This window comes from Ruegeria sp. HKCCSP346 (genome assembly GCF_017872595.1).
In the GTDB taxonomy this organism is placed as follows: Bacteria; Pseudomonadota; Alphaproteobacteria; order Rhodobacterales; family Rhodobacteraceae; genus Ruegeria.
Genome location: NZ_JAEDOT010000007.1, coordinates 49,517 through 65,827 on the forward strand (window position 1 = coordinate 49,517; position 16,311 = coordinate 65,827).

16 protein-coding genes are annotated in these 16,311 nt (G+C 61.2%); 7 read left to right on the forward strand and 9 right to left on the reverse strand.

The window, feature by feature from the left end; genetic code table 11:
* Both I9185_RS16690 and I9185_RS16695 read right to left on the reverse strand, forming a co-directional pair.
* Positions 1 to 1,653: a DUF6504 family protein gene (locus I9185_RS16690; RefSeq protein WP_210093621.1), complete on the reverse strand. Its 1,653-nt coding sequence runs from the start codon at positions 1,651 to 1,653 to the stop codon at positions 1 to 3.
* A gap of 62 nt (positions 1,654 to 1,715) precedes the next feature.
* Positions 1,716 to 2,003 (reverse strand): I78 family peptidase inhibitor, encoded by a 288-nt coding sequence (locus I9185_RS16695; RefSeq protein ID WP_171637451.1) that lies wholly within the window; start codon positions 2,001 to 2,003, stop codon positions 1,716 to 1,718.
* Between the two features lie 130 nt (positions 2,004 to 2,133).
* Between I9185_RS16695 and I9185_RS16700 the strand changes: the two genes are divergently transcribed.
* Both I9185_RS16700 and I9185_RS16705 read left to right on the forward strand, forming a co-directional pair.
* On the forward strand, positions 2,134 to 3,246 hold the full coding sequence (locus I9185_RS16700; RefSeq protein WP_210093622.1) for an S-(hydroxymethyl)glutathione dehydrogenase/class III alcohol dehydrogenase: 1,113 nt from the start codon (positions 2,134 to 2,136) through the stop codon (positions 3,244 to 3,246).
* Entirely contained in the window at positions 3,246 to 3,824 is a 579-nt protein-coding gene (locus I9185_RS16705) for a hypothetical protein (protein WP_210093623.1), read from the forward strand. The genes I9185_RS16700 and I9185_RS16705 overlap by 1 nt, the downstream gene beginning before the upstream one ends.
* Here the strand turns inward: I9185_RS16705 and I9185_RS16710 are convergent.
* The 3 genes from I9185_RS16710 to I9185_RS16720 form a co-directional block, all read right to left on the reverse strand.
* Entirely contained in the window at positions 3,819 to 4,757 is a 939-nt protein-coding gene (locus tag I9185_RS16710; RefSeq protein ID WP_210093624.1) for a DMT family transporter, read from the reverse strand. The two genes, I9185_RS16705 and I9185_RS16710, sit on opposite strands and share 6 nt — an antisense overlap.
* A 135-nt stretch (positions 4,758 to 4,892) precedes the next feature.
* Complete coding sequence (locus I9185_RS16715; RefSeq protein ID WP_209835165.1) at positions 4,893 to 5,306, reverse strand: group III truncated hemoglobin; 414 nt, start codon at positions 5,304 to 5,306, stop codon at positions 4,893 to 4,895.
* A 48-nt stretch (positions 5,307 to 5,354) separates the two neighbouring features.
* Positions 5,355 to 8,273, reverse strand: coding sequence for an error-prone DNA polymerase (locus I9185_RS16720; protein ID WP_210093625.1), 2,919 nt, complete (start codon positions 8,271 to 8,273; stop codon positions 5,355 to 5,357).
* 110 nt (positions 8,274 to 8,383) lie between these two features.
* On the opposite strand from I9185_RS16720, the gene I9185_RS16725 reads away from it, so the two are divergent.
* Complete coding sequence (locus I9185_RS16725) at positions 8,384 to 8,848, forward strand: DUF1203 domain-containing protein (protein ID WP_210093626.1); 465 nt, start codon at positions 8,384 to 8,386, stop codon at positions 8,846 to 8,848.
* Here the strand turns inward: I9185_RS16725 and I9185_RS16730 are convergent.
* Entirely contained in the window at positions 8,845 to 9,837 is a 993-nt protein-coding gene (locus I9185_RS16730) for an ABC transporter ATP-binding protein (RefSeq protein WP_210093694.1), read from the reverse strand. The genes I9185_RS16725 and I9185_RS16730 overlap by 4 nt on opposite strands.
* An 87-nt stretch (positions 9,838 to 9,924) precedes the next feature.
* Here I9185_RS16730 and I9185_RS16735 point away from each other — a divergent pair, with 87 nt between their 5' ends.
* The 3 genes from I9185_RS16735 (at position 9,925) to polA (ending at position 13,523) form a co-directional block, all read left to right on the forward strand.
* Positions 9,925 to 10,101: a zinc-finger domain-containing protein gene (locus tag I9185_RS16735; protein ID WP_170346779.1), complete on the forward strand. Its 177-nt coding sequence runs from the start codon at positions 9,925 to 9,927 to the stop codon at positions 10,099 to 10,101.
* Positions 10,102 to 10,183: 82 nt separating this feature from the next.
* Positions 10,184 to 10,654, forward strand: coding sequence for a hypothetical protein (locus I9185_RS16740; RefSeq protein WP_210093627.1), 471 nt, complete (start codon positions 10,184 to 10,186; stop codon positions 10,652 to 10,654).
* A gap of 70 nt (positions 10,655 to 10,724) precedes the next feature.
* Positions 10,725 to 13,523, forward strand: a complete 2,799-nt coding sequence (polA, locus tag I9185_RS16745) for a DNA polymerase I (protein WP_210093628.1) — start codon at positions 10,725 to 10,727, stop codon at positions 13,521 to 13,523.
* A 20-nt stretch (positions 13,524 to 13,543) separates the two neighbouring features.
* Here polA and I9185_RS16750 read toward each other — a convergent pair whose 3' ends face one another.
* Together I9185_RS16750 and I9185_RS16755 are read right to left on the reverse strand one after the other, a co-directional pair.
* Positions 13,544 to 13,774 (reverse strand): DUF2798 domain-containing protein, encoded by a 231-nt coding sequence (locus I9185_RS16750; RefSeq protein WP_171117031.1) that lies wholly within the window; start codon positions 13,772 to 13,774, stop codon positions 13,544 to 13,546.
* Between the two features lie 74 nt (positions 13,775 to 13,848).
* Complete coding sequence (locus I9185_RS16755; RefSeq protein WP_210093629.1) at positions 13,849 to 14,604, reverse strand: TIM barrel protein; 756 nt, start codon at positions 14,602 to 14,604, stop codon at positions 13,849 to 13,851.
* Positions 14,605 to 14,762: 158 nt separating this feature from the next.
* Here I9185_RS16755 and I9185_RS16760 point away from each other — a divergent pair, with 158 nt between their 5' ends.
* Complete coding sequence (locus tag I9185_RS16760) at positions 14,763 to 15,731, forward strand: DMT family transporter (protein ID WP_210093630.1); 969 nt, start codon at positions 14,763 to 14,765, stop codon at positions 15,729 to 15,731.
* Here the strand turns inward: I9185_RS16760 and I9185_RS16765 are convergent.
* Entirely contained in the window at positions 15,714 to 16,289 is a 576-nt protein-coding gene (locus I9185_RS16765; RefSeq protein WP_209835170.1) for a DUF1285 domain-containing protein, read from the reverse strand. The genes I9185_RS16760 and I9185_RS16765 overlap by 18 nt on opposite strands.
* Positions 16,290 to 16,311: the final 22 nt, after the last annotated feature.

Below are 16,311 nucleotides of genomic sequence, written 5' to 3' on the forward strand. Positions count from 1 at the left end.
CTAACAAAACTGCCCCTGACAGAACCAGCCTGCGGACATCGCGCCCCCGTGCCCATAGAACAACCACAGGCGCTCCCCTTGTTCTGTCACCACCACCCAGTAATCGCGTACCCCGCTGCGCCAGTTGGGATCATCCAGCCACCATTCCGGCGCGATGCGTTCCGGGCCGGTGGCCTGTGCCAGTTGCCAGTCTCGTCCACGCCAGCGAAAGGTGCGGGGCACATTCGGGGTTTCCGGGGCCATCACGGGTTCGGGCTGCCACATCTGCAAGGGGCGGGAGCGCGGCGGGGCAGGCCAGTCGCGCGCGGGTTCCGACCAGGCCGCCGCCAGCGTTTGCGCCGTTTTCTCGGGGATATGAGAGGCCGCAGGATGCCGCCGGGTGATCGCGTCCAGCCCTACCCGCGCGCCCAGTTTCCCAATCAGGTCATCCACGGCTGTATTGCCCTCAAGCCGGTTGCGGGCCACGCGGCGCGCTTCGGCATGACCGGCGATGGTGCGGGCGTGGATGGGTTCTGTCTGGATCGTTTCAAGCCGCAGCAAGTCGATGCCATAGCCTGCGTCGATCTTGTCAACTTTCATCTCTAACAAAGGGCGAATGCGGTTTTTATCATAGGTCGGACGGGCCAGGCCGATCTCGATAATTTCAGCGGCCTGATCCGCACGGTGGGCTTCCAGGCGCAGCGTGCGGACCCCGCGCCCCTTCTCTTCCAGTTTGGTGCAGAGCGTTGGCAGAATCCGATCGACAGCGGCCATCACGTCTTCGACCAGGCCAATCGGGTTGGGCAGAGTCATCCGCACCGCAAAGTGATTGGGCGGACGGGCGGGCGAGACCGGCTCGGGCGCGCTGCCCATGGCCTGATCCAGACGCAACACCAGCCCGCGGCCGAACCGCCGTGCCAAACTGGCACGCGGCTGGCCCAGCAGATCACCGATCCGGCGCAGGCCCAGGCGGTTCAGTTGCGCCACGGTCTGATCGTCCAGCCGCAGCGCCGCGATGGGCAAGGGGCTGAGCGCGCCATAGGCCTGCCCCGGCGCGGCAATCCGCGCGCCACCGCCCAGCGCCATCACCTGTGGCGCGGCCCCGCCCCTGGTCCAGTGCCGCCGCTTGCTTGCCCGGGCGCGGGTGGCGCGGGCCTCTTGGGCAATAGCATCACCGTTGCGATCGGACGTGGCCTCTTGCCCGGCATAGCGCGCCAACGCCCAGGCTGCGCCCAGCGTGTCGGCGATGCCCATCTGCACGCTCAGGCCCATGTCGGCGCAGTCGGTCTCAAGCACGCTCAGCAAGGCCTCTTCACCGCCGAACAGATGGGCACAGCCCGACAGGTCAACGATCAGGCCATCGGGGGCCTCTTCGGCCACCCACGGGCTGAACTTGCCCGCCCAGCGGCGCAGCGCGGTCAGAAACGCAGCCTCGGCCGGGGCGTTGCGAGGGCGGGTGATCAGGCTGGCGCACATGGCATGGGCATCGCGGACCGGCTGACCCACGCGCAATCCGGCGGCCTGCGCCTCGGCATTCAATGACGTGACGATCTGCATGTTCGACTGTTCGGCCACAACGGCCAAAGGCCCGGCATGCAGGCCCCGCGCGGCGCGGACCAGCCGTTCGGCCCCCAGACGGGGAAACCAGAGCGAAAGAATTCGGCGTTTGGGCATCGGCAGGCATCATTGATGTTCTTATTTTGTTCTTAATTCAGAATCACCTGCCGAGTCCACGCTTACCCGCAGGTCAGACGCTGAATAACACCGGCGTCGTTCACATAGACGTTCAGCCTGTCGATACGGTAATCCTGTGTCGCGATGTCGTCCGGGCCCAAAACACGAGACCGTTCGGGAAGACCAGCCTGAATCGTTGAAACGGGCTGACCAACGGATTCGGCAAAGGGCTCGCCCTTGCAAAATGCCAGATCAACAGGTGCGTCTTCTGAGGTGGCGGCGACATCCTGCGGGACGCTTGTGTCTGCGCAGGCCGCCAGAAAGATAAAGATCGGTAAAAAACGGTGCATTGGCGTTCCTCATTCTGGCAATGTCGTTTCTGCAATATCAAATAATTAGCCAACCTGCCAAGAAAGCACAGTTGAAACCACCCTGTATTTGACGCAGGGTCGGGGCAAAAGTGACAGGGAGATAAGTACCATGCGTACCCGTGCCGCCGTCGCCATTCAGGCAGGCAAACCTTTGGAAGTGATGGATGTGAACCTTGAAGGCCCAAAGGCGGGCGAGGTTCTGGTTGAAATCAAGGCCACCGGTATCTGTCATACGGATGAATTCACCCTGTCGGGTGCCGACCCCGAAGGCCTGTTCCCGGCCATTCTGGGCCATGAAGGCGCAGGCGTCGTGGTCGAGGTCGGCCCAGGCGTGACCAGCCTGAAGCCGGGCGATCACGTGATCCCGCTTTACACCCCCGAATGCCGTGAGTGCGAATACTGTCTGCATCCCAAGACCAACCTGTGTCAGGCGATCCGGGAAACCCAGGGCAAGGGTCTGATGCCCGATGGCACCTCTCGTTTCTCGACCTTGGATGGGGATCCGATCCTGCATTACATGGGCTGCTCGACCTTCTCGAACCACACGGTTCTGCCCGAGATTGCGCTGGCCAAAGTGCGTGAAGACGCGCCTTTCGACAAGATCTGCTACATCGGTTGTGGTGTGACCACCGGCATTGGCGCGGTGATCAACACCGCCAAGGTGGAAATCGGCAGTCGTGCCATCGTCTTCGGTCTGGGCGGTATCGGTCTGAACGTGATTCAGGGTCTGCGTCTGGCCGGGGCCGATCAGATCGTCGGTGTCGACCTGAACCCCGCCAAGGTCGAGATGGCCACCAAGTTCGGCATGACCGATTTCGTCAACCCGTCCGAGGTCGAGGGCGATCTGGTGCCCTATCTGGTCAACCTGACCAAGGGCGGCGCGGATTACACCTTTGATGCAACAGGCAATGTCGGCGTGATGCGCGCGGCGCTGGAATCGGCGCACAAGGGCTGGGGCGAATCGATCATCATCGGCGTCGCACCCGCGGGGGCCGAGATCTCGACCCGTCCGTTCCAGCTGGTCACTGGCCGGTCATGGCGCGGCACCGCCTTTGGCGGCGCACGTGGGCGCACGGACGTGCCCAAGATCGTCGACTGGTACATGGAAGGCAAGATCGAGATAGACCCGATGATCACCCACACCATGGGTCTGGACGACATCAACACCGGCTTTGACCTGATGCACAAGGGCGAAAGCATCCGGTCGGTGGTGATTTACTGATGCAGAATGCATTCGTCGCTCGAGACAGCGACGAAATGCTTCTAGTGCTAAAAACGTGGGGGGCTTCTGCTCCCCCGCGGTTGGAAAGGCGGGGTCGTCAAAAAGAACTCGAAAGATTCTGTCTTCGACTCTTGTTACTGCATCAATGCCAAAATGGCCTGCTCGATTTTCCTGTGACAATACAGGAAAGTGAAAATCCAGATTTTGTCCTGAATTGCGATGGTCATAAGACAGGCGTCGAGGTCGTCGAGGCGAGCGATCCTAATGAGCAAGCGGAATGGACGGCGCGTGAAAAAAGAAGTTTTGGATCCGTTCGGCCCATCCTTCGAGAGATAGACTTGATGGACCCGGGCAGAATGTCAAAGTTCCGTGCCCTAGTTGAAAAGACGATCCTTTCAAAATCAAAGAAATGTAGTTCTGGCGTAGACGAATTACTGATTTACGCGAACACGGATTGGGACGACTTTGAAGACTTGGAATGGAAGACATCCGCTCTTGCCGGCTGTAGACAACTCGGGCGCCAATTCTCCAAAATTTGGATTTTAAGTGGCGGAGACGTATTCACCATTTCCTCATGAACCCGGCCGCGACGCCCCCGTATCCGAGCGCGGTGAGCGCACCCGCAAAACCGGAGTATTCACAGATGTGGTATTCGACCGGCTCTCGCGCCAGACCACGAATACACCAGACGCGATGATGACACTGGCCCCGACCGCGACCCAGCCGTCCGGGCGTTCACCGAAGAAGATCATGCCAAACAGCGTCGCCCAGATGATCTGGCTGTATTGGCTGGGCGCGACGACGCCGGCGGGCGCGGCGCGGTAGGCCAGGATGATCAGGTGTTGCGCGATGACCGAGAACACGCCGACCAGCGCCATCATCGCCAGATGCAGCAGCGAGGGCGGCTGGTAGACGGCGGGTTGCAGCAAGCTCATGACCACAATAGCTAGTAGCATGGGGTAGAGGATCAGCACGGCCGAGCGCTCCTCATTCCCGATTTTGCGCACCAGAACGGATGCAAAGGCGCTGCAAAACGCAGCCGTCAGGGCGGCGAGGTGGCCCAAAGTGATATCCGTTGAACCGGGGCGCAGCACGATCAGAACGCCGATCAGGCCGACGCCAACGGCGGCCCAGCGCTGGGCGCGGACAACCTCGCCCAGAATCGGGATCGACAGGACCGTGACGATCAGCGGGAAGGAAAACAGCAGCGAATAGACCTCGGCCAGCGGCAGGACCGAAAAGGCATAGAACGCGCAGGACATGGCCGTGACCATCAGACCCGAGCGCAGCAACACCAACCAGGGGTGATGCGGCAGGAAGTTGCCCGTGGTCCGGTCCGTCAAGATCGTCACGGCCATCGGGACAAAGGAAAACAGCGTGGCAAAAAAGATGATCTGCATCACCGAGTAGGTCCCGCCCAGCACCTTGATCAGCGCGTCATGGGTGGCGAAGACCGCAAAGCCCGCGAATGCATAGCCAAGACCCCGGAGGGTGGTGTTCTGAGTGCTCATGGGTCGGCCTCGGGTGATGTGTCGATGTGAAGGGGCAGCGCAAAAGGGGCTGTCTTGTCTCTGACTAACCCTATTTCCTCGACCCGCATAGCCCCTAATTTACCGCTAACATCGCAAGGCAGCCATGACGTGGGCTCAACGCAGGATCGGTGGCGCGTTCTTGGGCTGGCGGGCCGATTGCACCCCGGCTTTCATCCCAACACCGATGCGGCGCGCCAGTGCGATCCATGGGGTGGCGGTTTCCGGGGGCAGGGTCTGGGTGGCGACCTCTTCGAACAGGTCCAGCCAATGGGCGAACATCTCGGGCTTCACGTCCGGTCGTTCGATATGCACCCGCTGCGGGTTGCCGTCATAGCTGCGCTCGAACAGGATGGCGTTGCGCCAGAAGGATGCGATCTTTTCCTCATGCGCGGGCCAGTCGGTGACATGGTTGGCGAATACCGGGCCAAGTACCGCGTCCTGCCGCACACGGGCGTAAAAGGCGCGAACCTGTGCGTTGATCTGCTCGGGCGTCGCGGGAAAGCGCGGCGGAAGGGTTGGTCTGGTCATGGTGGCCTGTTTTCACCTCTGTTTTTTGGCAGATAGGCGGTTCCGGCGTTATGTGACAGAGGTGGTATTGTCGCGCTGCCCCGGCGTCAGCAGGTGCCGCAGCAGGGCCACGGGATGCGCCCGCAGGCTCAGGCGGGTGGCGACGTAATCCTCGACCACCTGTTCGCCCAACGACATCCGGGGCAGATGGGCGGCGGGCTCGTCCAGCGCCTCGCCTTCCAGATCCTGCGCAAACAGGGGCAGAGGCTTGGCTGTGGCAATTGCCTTGGCCTGCCACAGCGCCTCGCGCCGGGTCAGGCTGCAGGCGGCAAAGGCATCGGCCTCGGCCAGCCGTTCGATCACCGACGGGCCCAGCCCCGCACGACGCCAGACATCATCGACCTGATGGTAGCCGTTGCCGCGCGCGGCGGTCAGCCAGCTGGCGTCTTCCTCGCTCAGCCCCTTGATCTGGCGAAAGCCCAGCCGCAGGGCCAGCCCGCCCTGACCGTCAGGCTCCATTACGTTGTCCCAGAAGCTGGCATTGATGCAGACCGGGCGCACCTGCACGCCATGCTCGCGCGCATCGCGCACGATTTGGGCGGGGGCGTAGAAGCCCATCGGCTGCGAATTCAGAAGCGCGCAGGCGAAAATCCCCGGGTGGTGGCACTTGATCCAGGCGCTGGCATAGACCAGCAGCGCAAAGCTGGCCGCGTGGCTTTCGGGGAAGCCGTAGGAGCCGAACCCCTCGATCTGCGAGAAACAGCGTTCGGCAAATTCGGCGTCATAGCCGTTGCGCTGCATCCCGCGCAGGAACAGGGTGCGGAATTCGCTGACACTGCCATGCTTCTTGAAGGTCGCCAGCGACCGTCGCAGCCGGTCGGCCTGTTCCGGGGTGAACCCCGCACCCACAATGGCGATCTGCATCGCCTGTTCCTGAAACAGCGGAACGCCCAGCGTCTTGCCCAAGACCTCGCCCAGTGCGTCCGAGGGAAAGCTGACCTCCTCCTCTCCGTTCCGGCGGCGGATATAGGGGTGAACCATATCGCCCTGGATGGGGCCGGGGCGGATGATGGCGACCTCGATCACCAGATCATAGAAATTGCGCGGCCGCATCCGGGGAAGGAAGTTCATCTGCGCGCGTGATTCCACCTGGAACACGCCCACCGAGTCTGCCTTGCACAGCATGTCATAGACCACCGGATCCTCGGGCGGCAGGGTGGCAAGGGTGTAGCTGGTCTGGTGATGCTGGCCGATCAGGTCGAAGGCCTTGCGGATGCAGGTCAGCATGCCAAGGCTGAGGACATCGACCTTGAGGATGCCAAGACTGTCGATATCGTCCTTGTCCCAGCAGATGACCGTGCGGCCCTCCATCGTGGCGTTTTCGATGGGGACAAGCTCATCCAGCCGACCCTCGGTGATGATGAATCCTCCCACGTGCTGCGAGAGGTGGCGGGGAAAGCCGTCGATCTCATGAACCAACATTAGAGTCTGTTTCAGGCGGCGGTCTTGGGGGTCGAGGCCGATTTCGCGCATCCGTTCCGCCTCGAGCCCCGAGGCCGAGAAGAACCCCCACAGCTGCGAGGACAGGGCGGAAATCGTGTCCTCGGTCAGGCCCATGGCGCGGCCCACCTCTCGGATGGCGCGCTTGCCGCGATAGTGGATCACGGTGGCGCACAGCCCCGCGCGATGGCGGCCATAGCGTTCATAGATGTGCTGGATCACCTCTTCGCGGCGTTCATGTTCGAAATCCACGTCGATGTCGGGCGGCTCGTCCCGCGCCTCGGAGACGAAGCGCTCGAACACCATGGTGCCCATTTCGGGGCTGACCTCGGTGATGCCGAGACAGAAACAGACCACCGAATTGGCCGCCGAGCCGCGCCCCTGGCACAGGATCCCGCGGCCGCGGGCAAAATGCACGATGTCTCGGACGGTCAGGAAATAGGGTTCGTATTTCAGCTTGCCGATCAGCGTCAGTTCATGCGCCAGCATCTTTTGGGCTTTCTCGGACGCCCCGGCGGGATAGCGCCATTTCAACCCTTCATGCGCCAGCCGATGCAGGCGCTGGGTCGGGGTTTCCTTGTCGCTGCCCTCGCTGGGATATTCATAGCGCAGCTCGTCCAGCGAGAATGTGAGTTCCTGGCTGAGCGCATAAGCGCGGGCCACGGCGTCCTCAAAGCCCTTGAAGATGCGCAGCATCTCGGGTTCCGAGCGCAGGCGCTGTTCGCCATTGGCCAGCGCGTGGCGGCCCAGATCGTCCACCTTGCGGCGCAGGCGGATCGCGGTCAGCACATCACCCAGCTTGCGGCGCGACCCGTGATGCATCATCGGTGCGGCGCTGGCGATTGTGGGCAGGCCCAGATGATATGATTCAGTCTCTAACAAATGGAAAAATGCCGCATCCGCCCCGTCATAGCGGGGATGCATCAGCAGATGCATGCGCTCGGCAAAGCGGCGCGTCAGCTGTTGCGCCTGTGTCCGCCACCCGCTCGCGCCGCCGCTCGGACGGCCCGCCTGTGGCCAGAGCAGCAGGTGCAGACCGTCGGAAAATTCCAGCAGGTCGGACAGGTGCAGGATGCACTCGCCCTTGGCCGCGCGCAGCCGTCCGGTGGACAGGAGGCGGCACAGGCTGGCCCAGCCCTGCCGGTTGATGGGCAGGACGGTGACGGGCGGGGCATCGGTAAAAATCAGCCGCGCCGCCGGGATCAGGCGCGGCACCGCATGCACCGGGAACGAGGGTGGTTTCGGGATGTGATCGGGGCAGGGCGGGCCGATGGGCGTGTTCTGCTCGTCCCACGCGCGGCGCTCGCGCACCTTGCGGGCGATCTCGCGCGCCTGGGTATGGGCGCGGACGATGCCGGCCACCGAGTTGTCATCGGCGATGGCGATGGCGGGCAGGCCCAGGGTGACGGCGCGCTCCATGTACTCCTCGGGGTGCGAAGCCCCGGTGAGGAAGGTGAAGTTCGACGTGATCGACAGCTCGGCATACATGGCGATTCCACATTATATTCACGTTTTGTTCTTTTTCGAGTCCTTTGCGCAGGAAACGGGTCGCCTGGACCAGGCCAGGCGCGCATGGTTGCAGAAAAAGGAGACCCGATATGTTCAAGATCACCGCTCTGCCCACTGACGAAGTCCGCGCCCTTCAGGCAGGTCAGCCTGATGCATATGGCGCCGCGCCCGAGCGCGCCGTTTCGTCGGGGGCTGGCAATCCCTGTCGCCACTGCCTGAAGAACATTCCCGAAGGCGCAGAGATGCTGATATTGGCGCATCGCCCCTTTTTAGAGCCACATCCATACGCTGAAACAGGGCCGATCTTTCTGTGCGCAACGCCTTGCGAGCGCTATGAAGACGACGCCCTGCCCGAGATCTTGACCACTGCACCCGACTATCTGATCAAGGGGTATGGACCAGATGACCGGATCGTCTATGGCACCGGGGCAATCACGCCCAAAGATCAGATCGGCGCAAAAGTCAGCGATATTTTTGCCCGCCTGGACGTGGCCTATATTCACGTCAGATCGGCGCGGAACAACTGCTACCAAGCACGGATCGACCGGGTTTAGAGCTTGACCCGGTGCAGGCCCCGGCGCGGCTGGTCCTGATCGTCGGCCGGAGCATCGTCGGTGCGCGAGGAGGTCAGGGCCAGGAACACATCCTCGAGATCGGCCTCTTCGGTGCGCACGTCGCGGATGCGGATGCCCGCCGCCCGGACGGATTCCAGAACCTGCTCGGCGCTGGTCCGGGCGCTGCGATATTGCAGTATTAGGCTGCCGTCTTCACGTAAGCTGGCCTCGACGCCTTCGGTCACCGGCAGGTCGACCACCGGGGTGTCCGGCACAATGACCATGGTCCGGCTGTCCATGCGGCCCAGCAGGTTGGCGGTACTGTCCTGAGCGATCTTTTCACCGTGGTTGATGATGGCGATTTCGTCGCACATCTCCTGCGCTTCTTCCAGATAGTGGGTGGTCAGGATGATGGTCATGCCCTGCTGGTTCAGCTTGCGCACATTGGCCCACAGCATCTGGCGCAGTTCGATATCCACGCCTGCCGTGGGTTCGTCCAGCACCAGGATTTTCGGGTGGTGCACCAGCGCCTTGGCCAGCAGCAGCCGCCGCCGCATCCCGCCCGACAGCGTGCGGGCATAGGCCTCGGCCTTGTCGCTGAGGCCGACCAGTTCAAGGGTTTCATCGCTGCGACGTTCGGATTTCGGAACGCCGTACAGGCCTGCCTGTACTTCCAAGGCGCCCCGCGGGGTGAAAAACGGGTCAAGGTTCAGCTCCTGCGGCATCACACCAATCGCGGCGCGGGATTGCCGCGGATTCTGATCCTGATCGAAACCCCAGATCGACACACGGCCCGAGGACTTCACCACCAACCCGGCCAGAATATTGATCAGGGTCGATTTCCCGGCGCCGTTCGGGCCCAGCAGCCCGAAAACCGAGTCCCTGGGAACAGTCAAATCAATGCCTTTCAGCGCGTGTTTCTCAGGCTGACCCTTGCCGCCACGATAGGTCTTGCGCAGACCTTCGATCCTGATTGCCGCATCGCTCATGTGGCTCTTGCCCCCGGATTGCTCATCGCTCATAAACGCACCTAATACATGCCCGCGAGGCCGACAACCGAAGAAGGATCGCCAGCCGTGACCATCGAAGCGCCGGAAACCAAGATCGTCGAAACCGCCCGTGTCGCCTGTGACGGCGGCGAAGGCGCATTGGGCCATCCGCGCGTCTGGCTGCAAATCCCCGAGGATACAGGCTGGGTCGAATGCCCGTATTGCGACTGCAAATATGTGCTGAAGGGCACCGAACAGGGCTGATTGCCTGACCAACCGGGTTTTGCCCAAATCTTGCCTCGGTTTTCATGTTAGTGCTTTGGCGCAACCAAAGCAGGGATACGTGATGACCGGAATTTCGGCCACCGACACAGTGAACCCGGTTTTCGGCTGGGCTGGGTTCTGCATCGCGTCTTTGGCGTTGTTTGCTGCGTTGTTCGTATTCTGGGCGGGGCCCTTTGCACCTCAGCAGACTGCGGGTGTGTCGCTGGGCGAACTGGCGGCCGAGATCGGCAAGTCGACCCTGAGGGCCGCCGCCGGGATGGAACAACCCGAGCCCGTTGCCCGCGCCCGCGATCTGGATGATTTCCTGCGGATCGGAGTCGCCATGCTTGGCGGGCTTGCGATCGTCATCTCGGCCGTTGGCATCCTGCGTCACGAAAAGCGGCGCCCTGCCATCGCCGGAATTGTTATAGGTACGGGGGCAATCCTGTTCCAGTTCTTTGCCTTTGCATTTTTTGCCTTGCTGGGGGTGTTGGTGATCATGGCTTTGCTGAACAGTTTCTCTGACGTCTTCTCGGGATTGTTTGGCGGTTAGGCTGCGTTCTTGGCTGGTCACCCGCGCGACCCTGTGGCAGAACCATCCCTGACCGACAGGGAGCGCGCGCATGAGCAATTTCGGAAAAGGATGTCACCTGCATCTGATCGACGGATCGGCCTTTATTTTCAGGGCCTATCACGCGCTGCCTCCGCTAACCCGCAAGTCGGATGGTCTGCCGATTGGGGCGGTGTCCGGGTTCTGTAACATGCTTCAGAAATATGTCGAAGGAAACACCGGGCCGGATGCGCCAACCCATGTGGCGGTGATTTTCGACAAGGGGTCGCACACATTCCGGAATGATCTGTACGACCTGTACAAGGCCAACCGCGAAGCGATGCCCGAGGACCTGCGCCCGCAAATTCCGCTGACCCGTGAGGCGACAAAGGCGTTCAATATCGCCTGCAAGGAACTCGAAGGCTATGAGGCCGACGACATCATCGCCACCCTGACCGTGCAGGCGCGCGAGGCTGGGGGCCGCGTGACCATCGTAAGTTCCGACAAGGATCTGATGCAGTTGGTCGGTGATGGCGTCGAGATGCTGGATGCGATGAAGAACAAGCGCATCGACCGGGACGGTGTGATCGAGAAGTTTGGAGTTGCTCCTGAGCGCGTTGTGGATGTTCAGGCGCTGGCCGGGGATTCCGTTGACAACGTGCCGGGCGCTCCGGGAATCGGGGTCAAGACGGCCGCGCTGTTGATCAATGAATACGGTGATCTGGAAACACTGCTGGACCGGGCCGAGGAAATCAAACAGCCCAAGCGCCGGCAGACCCTGATCGAAAAGCGCGATCAGATCGAACTGTCGAAGAAACTGGTGCAGCTGGACGAGAACACACCGCTGGATTTCACGCTGGATGACCTTGAAGTGAAAGAGCCCGATGCCGAGACCCTGCTGGGTTTTCTGGCGGATATGGAATTCCGCACACTGACCAAACGGATCGCCGACAAGCTGGGGGCCGAAGCACCGGCCATCGCCGACGCTCCGGCGCCTGCGGCCAAAGAAGTTGAGGCCGAGACGATCCCGTTTGACGCGGCAAAGTATGAATGTGTCCGTGATGCAGCGGCTTTGCAAAAGTGGATCGATCAGGCCCATGAACGAGGCTGGATCGCTGTTGATACTGAAACCACCGGTCTGAATGAAATGATCGCCGATCTGGTCGGTATTTCGCTGTGTGTCGAGGCCGGCGAAGCCTGTTACATCCCGCTGACCCACCGCGATGGTGCGGCGGATGATTTGTTCGGGTCGGACGCGCTGGCTGAAGGGCAAATGCCCCTGGATGAGGCGCTGACGCTGCTGAAGCCGGTGCTTGAGGACCCCTCGATCATCAAAATCGGGCAGAACATGAAATACGATGCCAAGATTTTCCGGCGTCAAGGTATCGATGTGGCCCCCATCGATGATACGATGTTGATGTCCTATGCCATGCATGGCGGTGAGCATGGACACGGCATGGATACACTCTCGGAACGGTATCTCAGCCACACGCCGATCCCGATAAAGCCGCTGCTGGGGTCAGGCAAATCTGCGATCACCTTCGACAAGGTGCCGATCGACGAGGCCACCGCCTATGCCGCCGAGGATGCGGATATAACGCTGCGCCTGTGGCAATTGTTCAAACCGCAGCTGCACTGGGTGCAGGTGACGACTGTCTACGAGACACTCGAACGACCACTTGTGCCGGTTCTGGCCGAGATGGAGATGCATGGCATCAAGGTCGACCGCGACGTGCTGAGCCGTATGTCGAACGCCTTTGCCCAGAAAATGGCCGGTTTAGAGGCTGAAATTCACGAGCTGGCGGGTGAGAATTTCAATGTCGGCTCACCCGCGCAGTTGGGCGAGATCCTGTTCGACAAGATGGGCCTGGAAGGCGGCAAGAAGGGGAAGACCGGCAAGTACTCGACCGGGGCCGATATCTTGGAAGATCTGGCGACCGAGCATGAACTGCCGCGCCGTGTGCTGGATTGGCGCCAGCTGTCCAAGCTGAAATCGACCTATACCGACGCGCTTCAGACCCATATCAACCCCGACACGGGCCGGGTGCACACGTCTTATGCCATCACCGGGGCGAATACGGGGCGTCTGGCCTCGACTGACCCCAATTTGCAGAATATCCCCGTGCGCACCGAGGAGGGCCGCCGCATCCGCGAGGCCTTTGTCGCCGAGCCCGGAAATGTTCTGGTCAGCCTCGACTACAGCCAGATCGAGCTGCGCATCCTGGCGCATATCGCCGACATTCCGACCCTGAAACAGGCCTTTTCCGATGGGCTGGACATCCACGCCATGACCGCGTCGGAAATGTTCGACGTGCCGCTGGACGAGATGACGCCGGACATCCGCCGTCAGGCCAAGGCAATCAACTTTGGTGTGATCTATGGCATCTCGGGCTTCGGCCTGGCGCGCAATCTACGCATACCGCGGGTCGAGGCACAGGGTTTCATCGACCGCTATTTCGAACGCTTTCCGGGCATTCGCCAGTATATGGATGACACGGTGGCATTTGCCAAAGAGCACGGCTATGTCCAAACCCTGTTCGGGCGCAAGATCCACACGCCCGAGATCAACGCCAAGGGGCCGCATGCAGGATTCTCGCGCCGGGCGGCGATCAACGCGCCGATTCAGGGCACGGCGGCGGATGTGATCCGGCGCGCGATGGTGCGGATGCCGGGTGCGATCAACGAGCTGCCCGCCAGGATGCTTTTGCAGGTCCATGACGAATTGTTGTTCGAAGTCGCCGAGGATTCTGTGGATCCGCTGATCGATGTGGCGCGCGAGGTGATGGAGGGTGCCTCGGACCCGGCGGTGAAATTGGATGTGAAGCTGAGCGTTGATGCCGGCCAGGGTGCGAACTGGGCCGAGGCGCACTAGCGCCGGGTCAGCCCCCCAAGTCAGCCTTGTGGCCTGACCCACCCTTCGACCATACGTTTCACCGAAGGTCCCAGGACCAGGATCACCGTGAACGCGATGGGCCAGCAAAAGGCCCAGGACGCCATCCAGTCGCCCAGCGTTTCAGGATGGAACCCCACTGCCTTGACCGTAGCGATCCCGGTGACAATGCACGACATCAGCCCTGACATGATCAGTCCAAAGATGGCATGGGCAAAGCGGGCAGGGATCATATCGGTCATCCTTGAAAACGGCTTGCCCGATATGTGCGCCTTTCGGGCTGCTAATTCCAGCCCGAAGAACGGCGTTAATGTCGCATCCAAGCCAAGGTCGCATCCGTTCGAGCGGTAGAAGGCGCGTATTCGGCACTGACCCAACCGGTGTAACCAGCATCATCCATTGCCGCGAAAAGCTGCGTGAAATCCGTGGGCCCGCGCCCCGGTTCAGAACGTTCGGGGGCGGCCCCGATCTGGGCGTGGACAACGCTGGGGTGAAAACGCTCCCAGACGGCCAGCGCGTCGCCGTGGATCATATGTGCGTGAAAACTGTCATATTGCAGACCGACATTCGGGCGATCCACGCGGCCCAGTACCTCGGTCGCCAGATTATAGTCGTTCAAGAAATAGCCGGGTTGGGACATTGGATTGAGGGGTTCGATCGTAAATGTCTGCTGCGGTGCGAAATCGGCGGCCCACTGTAAGTTTTGCACGAAGCAGTCCAACGCATCCGTCCCGGCGGCGTATCCTGACATGATATGAATGAAACCCGGCCGCAGCACCTGAGCGTAGCGCAGAACGCGGCGGATATCAGACTGAAACCGGGACGCACCGCCGGGGATGGCGGCATAACCCGGTGCGCCACCGGTATAATTCGGCGGAGGCGCGTTGATCAGAACCAGTTCGAGCCCGTTGGCCAGCAAGGCACGCCGGGTTTCTTTTGCAGCCAGTTCGTACGGAAACAGGATCTCGACCGCCTTGAACCCGGCATCTGCCGCTGCCTGAAACCGATCCAGATACGGAAGTTCGGCAAAGAGCAATGAGATATTCGCGGCGAATTTTGGCATAGGCGGCCCATGGATTTCAGGTGGCCCGACCTTATCCGCGCGTTGATTTCTGTGAAAGTGACAGAAAACGACAGTTTGTCGAAATTCGACCAGATCGACCCGATGAAATCGGAAACGCTTCCTGCATTGCGGCGAATCAATTTTCTGACGCCGTGCCAATGGAAGGTTTGAAAACGATGGCGATGAGCCCAGACCCCGTCCGCGGGAACAGCCTTTCTGCGCCGGCGGGACAGCATTCTGCCTTGTCGGGCAACGGGTTGGCCGTGGCTTCGATGCTGACATGGGCGGCCGGGTTTCCGGCGGCCGAGGTGCTGTTGCAAACATGGCCGCCCGTCGCCCTGTTGGCCGCGCGACTGGCGCTGGCCGTGTTGGTGATGGTGCCGGTCTGGGTGATTCTGGACGGGCCGCGTCGGGTTGTTTCAGCCCGCTGGGGTCATGCAATGACCGTCGGCGGCCTTGGAATCGGGTTGGGAATGTTCCTGTTGATCTTGGCGCAAAAGCTGACCGACCCGGTGACGGTGGCAATCATCGTCTCCTGCGCACCTTTGGTGGCCACATTGCTTGAATTGGCTGCTGGCACACGCCGGCTGAAGTGGAATTTTGCGCTGGGCGTTCTTGTGTCGGTTGTCGGCGGATTGATCGCCACCAGCGCCTTGGCCCCGGCCCAGTTGGGTCTAGGCGCGGCCTGTGCGGTTGGATCAACGGTGCTGTTCTGCTGGGCCAGCATGGCAACCGCCCGTGATTTCGCCGAACTGAGCCAGACCGGGCGCACCACGATCACCTTCGTCGGAGGGCTGGCCATGGCATCGCTGCTGGTTTTCGGATCGGCGCAGTTTGGTCTGGACGTGATGCCTGCAACTGCGTTCGACACGCAGCAGGCGGGCATGCTGATGATCTATGCGCTTATCTCCATGGGTCTCAGCCAGGTATTATTCATCACCTCCGTCGGCAAGCTGGGCGTGGCGCTGGCCTCTTTTCACATCAATGTTGCCCCGTTCTACGTGATGCTGATCATGCTGATGCTGGGGGACGAGTGGAACTGGACCCGGGCATTTGGTGCGGGCATTGTTGCAATGGCTGTCGTGCTGGCACAGGATCGCGCGCCGCGGTCAGCTCAGGTCGGCTGAAGGGATCAGGCCAAAGAACTGCCCGCCTGACCAAACACCGAACCAGCCGTCATGGTGCGTTCCGATCTCGACGAGGCGGTAAAAGCTTTTGCGGTCTATCCGAGCTTCAAGGTTGTCGCGGATCAATATGTAGGGTGAGGGTTCATCTGTTTCAGGGTCGATTACAATTCGGATCGGATGATCAGCTCCGGCCAAGGCCCGGTCGCCAACATGGGTTGTGAAGGTCAAGGACTGGTCCTTTCCATCCCCGTCCCGGACGAAATCCACTGCGACAAACGGCGCGTCTTCTACAGTGATTCCCACCTTCTCGACCGGGGTGACGAGGAAGTATTTGCCGTCTTCCTTCTTAAGAATTGAGGAAAAAAGCTTCACAAGCTCGAAACGGTTGATGGGTGAGCCTAAATAACTCCATGTGCCATCTTTTGCGATCTTGATGTCCAGATCGCCGCAAAACGGAGGATTCCAGAGGTGAACGGGCGGTAAACCGTTGGTTTTGGCCGCCTTGACCGATGCCGCCAGACCATCTGGCGACGGTTTCACAGGTTTTTGTCCGCTCATTGCTTTTGCCATTTCCTCTCAG